The sequence below is a fragment of the Bartonella sp. AP258QHHD genome (assembly GCF_042196145.1).
GTDB lineage: Bacteria > Pseudomonadota > Alphaproteobacteria > Rhizobiales > Rhizobiaceae > Bartonella.
Map to the genome: position 1 here is coordinate 79,427 of NZ_JBHIPR010000079.1, position 5,236 is coordinate 84,662.

At 36.5% G+C, this 5,236-nt stretch carries 4 protein-coding genes, 1 tRNA gene and 1 pseudogene; 1 reads left to right on the plus strand and 5 read right to left on the minus strand.

Going from position 1 to position 5,236, the window contains the following annotated elements:
* Positions 1-151: 151 nt before the first annotated feature.
* Positions 152-345: pseudogene (locus ACFIMM_RS09150) on the plus strand (helix-turn-helix transcriptional regulator).
* Between the two features lie 94 nt (positions 346-439).
* On the opposite strand, the gene ACFIMM_RS09155 reads toward ACFIMM_RS09150, so the two are convergent.
* The 5 genes from ACFIMM_RS09155 to ACFIMM_RS09175 form a co-directional block, all read right to left on the minus strand.
* Positions 440-524 (minus strand) — tRNA-Leu (locus ACFIMM_RS09155).
* 114 nt (positions 525-638) lie between these two features.
* The gene (locus ACFIMM_RS09160) at positions 639-1,259 is read right to left on the minus strand and encodes a 2,3-bisphosphoglycerate-dependent phosphoglycerate mutase (RefSeq protein WP_375613492.1); all 621 of its coding nucleotides are present in this window, start codon (positions 1,257-1,259) and stop codon (positions 639-641) included.
* 28 nt (positions 1,260-1,287) lie between these two features.
* Entirely contained in the window at positions 1,288-2,100 is an 813-nt protein-coding gene (gene dapB, locus ACFIMM_RS09165) for a 4-hydroxy-tetrahydrodipicolinate reductase (RefSeq protein ID WP_375613493.1), read from the minus strand.
* 1,474 nt (positions 2,101-3,574) lie between these two features.
* A complete protein-coding gene (locus ACFIMM_RS09170) occupies positions 3,575-4,345 on the minus strand; it encodes a hypothetical protein (RefSeq protein ID WP_375629682.1) in 771 nt (256 codons plus the stop codon).
* 99 nt (positions 4,346-4,444) lie between these two features.
* Entirely contained in the window at positions 4,445-5,107 is a 663-nt protein-coding gene (locus tag ACFIMM_RS09175; protein ID WP_375629685.1) for a hypothetical protein, read from the minus strand.
* Between the last annotated feature and the right edge of the window lie 129 nt (positions 5,108-5,236).

Consider the following 5,236-nt stretch of genomic DNA (forward strand, 5'->3'; position numbering starts at 1 on the left):
AGAGATTAATAAAGCTGTCGAAATCTTTTTAGGGGAAATAGAACAAGAGATGCAAAAGATTTTGACAAAAGCTGCTTAAACCTATGGGGGTGCTCTCTCCTCCCAGCACCCCCGCCCATTTAATTAATATAAAAAAGAGAAAGGTAATGAGATGATATTTGATGATGGAGATGGATATGTAATAACACGTGAGTGTGCAAAGTTTTTTAGTGTATCCACAACCACGATTCGTAATTGGGTGCTTCAAGGGGGCCAGAGCTATATAAGCTAGGGAGAGCAGTGAGATGGAGAAAGAAAGAGATCTTATCCTTCACTCCAAAGAAAAATAAGGAACAAATTAGCTAAAGTTGTATAAACCGTAGAAGGTGGTCTAAAAGTTGGTCTTAAAATAGCTCTTTAAAGAAAAAATCTATATATTTAATGTGTTAAAGATACAAAATGGTGCCCAAAAGAGGACTCGAACCTCCACGCCTTACGGCACAGGTACCTGAAACCTGCGCGTCTACCAATTCCGCCATCTGGGCTTATAAAATTCATCTAAGCGCATGAAGCAACTCTGTCAATAAAATTATAGAATTTATTTTTTCAGCTTAAAACGATAGCATTGAACTTTTGAGAGAGATCATGATTTTAGAAGTTTAAGGTGTGAGGACTGTCTTTGATAAAATTGTTGAATCCGGATTAAATGTGTAAATAATAGGAATGCCGGTCGCTAATTCTTGAGATATAATTTCCTCACCGGAGAGACCTTCAAGCGCCATAATAAGAGCACGAAGAGAATTTCCATGTGCTGCGATCAAAACAGTTTGGGAGCGCAAAATATGAGGCTGGATATGGTAAAGATAATAAGGCCAGATGCGCGCACCGGTGTCGCGTAGGCTTTCTCCATTCGGGGGTGCAATTGTATAGGAGCGGCGCCACATTTGCACTCGCTCTTGCCCCCATTGTTGGCGTACTTCATCTTTATTTAAACCAGAAAGATCACCATAATTACGTTCATTTAATGCGGGATTTTTTATCACTTCTAAATCTGATTGTCCCATTTGCTCTAAAATGTGCTGAGCGGTTTTTTGAGCACGCTGTAAGGCTGATGTATAAGCGATATCAAACTTCAAACCATATTCTTTCAGTTTTTTTCCTGCTGCTATCGCTTCGGCATGACCTTTTTCTGTTAAATCAGGATCTTTCCAACCGGTAAAAAGGTTTTTGAGATTCCATTCACTTTGTCCATGACGAATTAGTGTAAGTATGCGTCCCATTATGAATTGCCTCTATTCTATTGATTGTTTAAAATTCATTGTTCAATCCCAAAACATCGAACATTGAATAAAGACCGCTTTCATGATTTTGTGCCCATAAAGCTGCTTTTAATGCGCCATTGGCAAAGATAGAGCGTTCTTGCGCTGTATGTGAAAGAACAATGCGCTCATTGGAGCCGGCAAAAATGACACTGTGTTCTCCAACAACTGTCCCACCACGTGAACAGGAAAAGCCAATGGTGCCTTTTTTGCGTTTACCTATATGACCATTGCGTTCGTTGACACGCACATTTTTAAGCATAACATTGCGCCCTTCAGCTGCTGCTTGGCCAAGAAGAAGGGCTGTTCCAGAAGGGGCGTCAACTTTGTTAGCGTGATGCATTTCATAAACTTCGATATCAAAATCATCGGCTTCTAATGCTTTAGCGGCTTTCTTTACAAGGTTGGCTAAAAGATTTATTCCAAGGCTCATATTTCCGGATTTGACAATTGTTGTATATTTCGCAAAATCTGCAATTTTTTCTTCTTCTGTTTTGCTAAATCCTGTGGTGCCAATAATATGGACAAGGCTTTTTTGAGCAGCGTAGTTAGCATAAAGAATACTGGCTTCTGGTTGTGAAAAATCTAAAATACCTTCTGTATTAGAAAAGGCATTTTCGGGATCGTCAGTGATACCAATCCCAAGAGAATCTGAACCAATTAAGGCACTGGCATCTTTTCCTACAAACGGTGAGCCTTTGCGTACAAGAACAGCACAAAGTTCTACATCTCTCCTCTGCTGGATTGTTGTAATGAGTTCACGTCCCATTCTTCCATTTGCACCAACAACTGTAAGGCGCATTTTTATCTCCTTATAATACTTTACTGTGCAGTATAGGCAAATTCTTGCCTTCTTTCCAATGGTTCTTTTTCTTTATAGAAAAATTTTTTTCCTGCTTTAATTTATCTTGTTGTGCTGTAAAATACTGTTGTTTAGAGCAAGTGATATAAGATCTACAAATTTAAATAGAGATGTTTTTCGGTCATTCAAGATATAATACTAAAAAATACAATAAAGTCAATAGGTTGTGTGAAATTATTTTATATGAATCCACTTAAGAATCCACACTTTTATACATGATTCATTTGATCATTTTTTATATAAGATTGCCATGTATGAATAGACCATAAAAAGCAAATCATGATGTAAATGTTATAACGCATGTGTGCATTCAAATGAAATGAAAAGCAGATATCATTTATAACAGTTTATAAATTTTATGATACGTTTTTATCACAGCACAAATCACATTATTTAAAAATTTAGTCGTTTGGAATTATCGATTATACGTTTAAAGAATGGTATGAGTTTTGCTCTTTTTTGAGCGAAACCTTAAAAAGGAATAATAGGTTTAATTTATAAAGATTGCATAAAAGGATTAAGGATAAGAATGCTTTTAAAACGCTTACTAAAAGTTAAAAAACGATAAAGAGGTATTTTATATCTTATGAAATGAAAAGCCTTTTAATGAATAGATTGCAGACTAGTTTTTAAGAACGGAATTATTCGCTTCCACAAAAAAATGGAGGCGGCTAATACCACAGTAGTAAAATACTATTTTACCTTAGATATGCTACTAAAAAACGTTTTAAAAGTTACCATTTAAAAGTACAGAGCACAAATATAGAGCGATTAATTTGCAAAAAAGTTATGTTTAAAAAAAACTTATGAAAGCCTTTCTAAATACTGTTTAAACGTTTGAAACAGATGTTTATAACAGTTTCTAAAGCCTTGCGTTTGATAAAAGCGGTTGTTTATTGTCTTTATGAGAGCTTGTTTTAAAAGCCAACGTTTGCAACTGTAAAAAACGGGTTTTGTTAAAGCTACCAAGTATTTTGATTTGTTTGATAGGTTTTGATTTTAGAATGTAAGTTATTTCAATTTACTCAACTCAATTTTAAAGTCAGTATATTGAAACGTTTTAAAAGAAGCATTTTGATCATGTGCTTTATTTCAAATGACCACCTCACAAAGGAGGAGTTATGATTAATACGTTTGAGAGAAACGAAAAGCATTTATAGGCTCTCTCATTCAAATGAGTGCTTAAAGATCATACACATCATACATTTCTCTTGATAAGTTTTCATATCTTGAATAGAGCGCTTGTAATATAATACGTTTTGTATATATGCGTTCATAACTCCATTTGAAATGATTCATAAGGGTAGACATTTGAAAGCCGCGTCATAATCACTTGACACGGCTTTTTTTGCATTCTCTCTTTTATGATGGGTTTATAACCATAAAGAAGGCACTTCCATGCCTGTTATTTATGCTATTTATCAATCTTAACAACGTTATCGCTTTCATAAACCTCATAATTTTGAGCAACTGATTTTACATTGCTTTGTTTATCTATTTTTGCTTTCCCATAGGCACGACCATAGACCTTTACAGAACCAGAGATTTTTGCATTCCCATAAACAGAGCCATAAACCGCAGCGCGCCCACTCACAAGAGCAGAGCCGTAAACCTTGCCATAAATCTTTGCAAAGCCTTTGATAGCAGCCTGTCCATAAATTTTTGCACTGTTGTAAATACAAGCAGAGCCAGAAACCTTTGAATGACCATAGATTCTAGCATGATCATAAACAAAAACATCATGAGAAACGCGCGCATGTTGATAAATATGGGAGTTGCTATAAACGCGGGCGTGATCACAGACATGAGCATTGCCATAGATATTGCCAGCCACATGAGCACTTCCATAAACACAAGCATGGTCATAAACTTTAGCATATCGAGTGATTAAAGCCTTTCCATAGACCTCAGCATTCCCATAGACACGCCCCCGCACATGAGACAAATGACGTACTTTAGCATGATCAGAAACATGAGCATAGCCATAGACACAAGCCTCATCATAGACCCAGCAATTGCCATAATGAGATAAGTTCCCTTCATTTTCGATATAGCCACCTAAATCGCCAGCCTTAACATCATCAAAATCTCTTAAAGCCCGAATGCGATAAAGGTTTATAATTTGCTTAGTAAGTCTCTCTTTAATTTGTTTGATTTGATTGGTTAATTCATATTTTTTACACATAGAGATACCCTCACAATCTAATGTGATAAACGTTTGATAAAATTTGAAATGGAAAAATTGGGTTGGAAAGCAGGCGCCCCCGCCGCGCCCGCGCATTATTTACGCAGCGTTATTTTCAATAATCTTTACAACGGTATCGTTTTCATAAACCTCACAATTTATGGGAACCCAATATAAATCACTATCTCTTTTTAATCTTGCATTGCCATAGACATTACCTCTAATCACGAAATAACCAGAGATTTTCGCATTACCATAAACAGAGCCATAAACATCAGTATGACAGCCCACGCTAGCATTCCCATAAACCTTGCCATAAATTTTAGCAGCGCCACTGATAACAGCATGATCATAAACCTCAGCATTGCCATGAATACGAGCGCTCCCTGATAATTTTGCATTGCCATAAACCCGCGCCTGATGATAAACCCAAGCATTATAAGAAAGATGCGCATTATCATAAACATGAGCATTTGCATAAACGCGGGCACTGTCACATACATGGGCATTGCCATAAACATTACCCATTATAATAGCTTTATTAAAAACCTTGGCATTTTCATAAATATGGGCAGGATTTAAAACAAGAGCATTATCGTAAACCCAGCAATTGCCATCATGAGAGAGGTTCCTTTCATTTTCAATAAAACCACCCAAGTCACCAGCCTTAACATCGTCAAAATCCCTTAATGCTTGGATGCGATAAAGAGTTTGATTATTAAATACACGTGTCTCATTTGTGAGTGCAAACTTTTTTTGCATAGCACAATTCCTTTATAAATAGATTTGAATTTTAGAATGAAATGTTTAAAAGGAGGGCGCCCCCGCCGCGCCCGCGCGTGTCATTTACGCAGCATCACTTTCATATTCGCTGTCATTATCATCGTCATA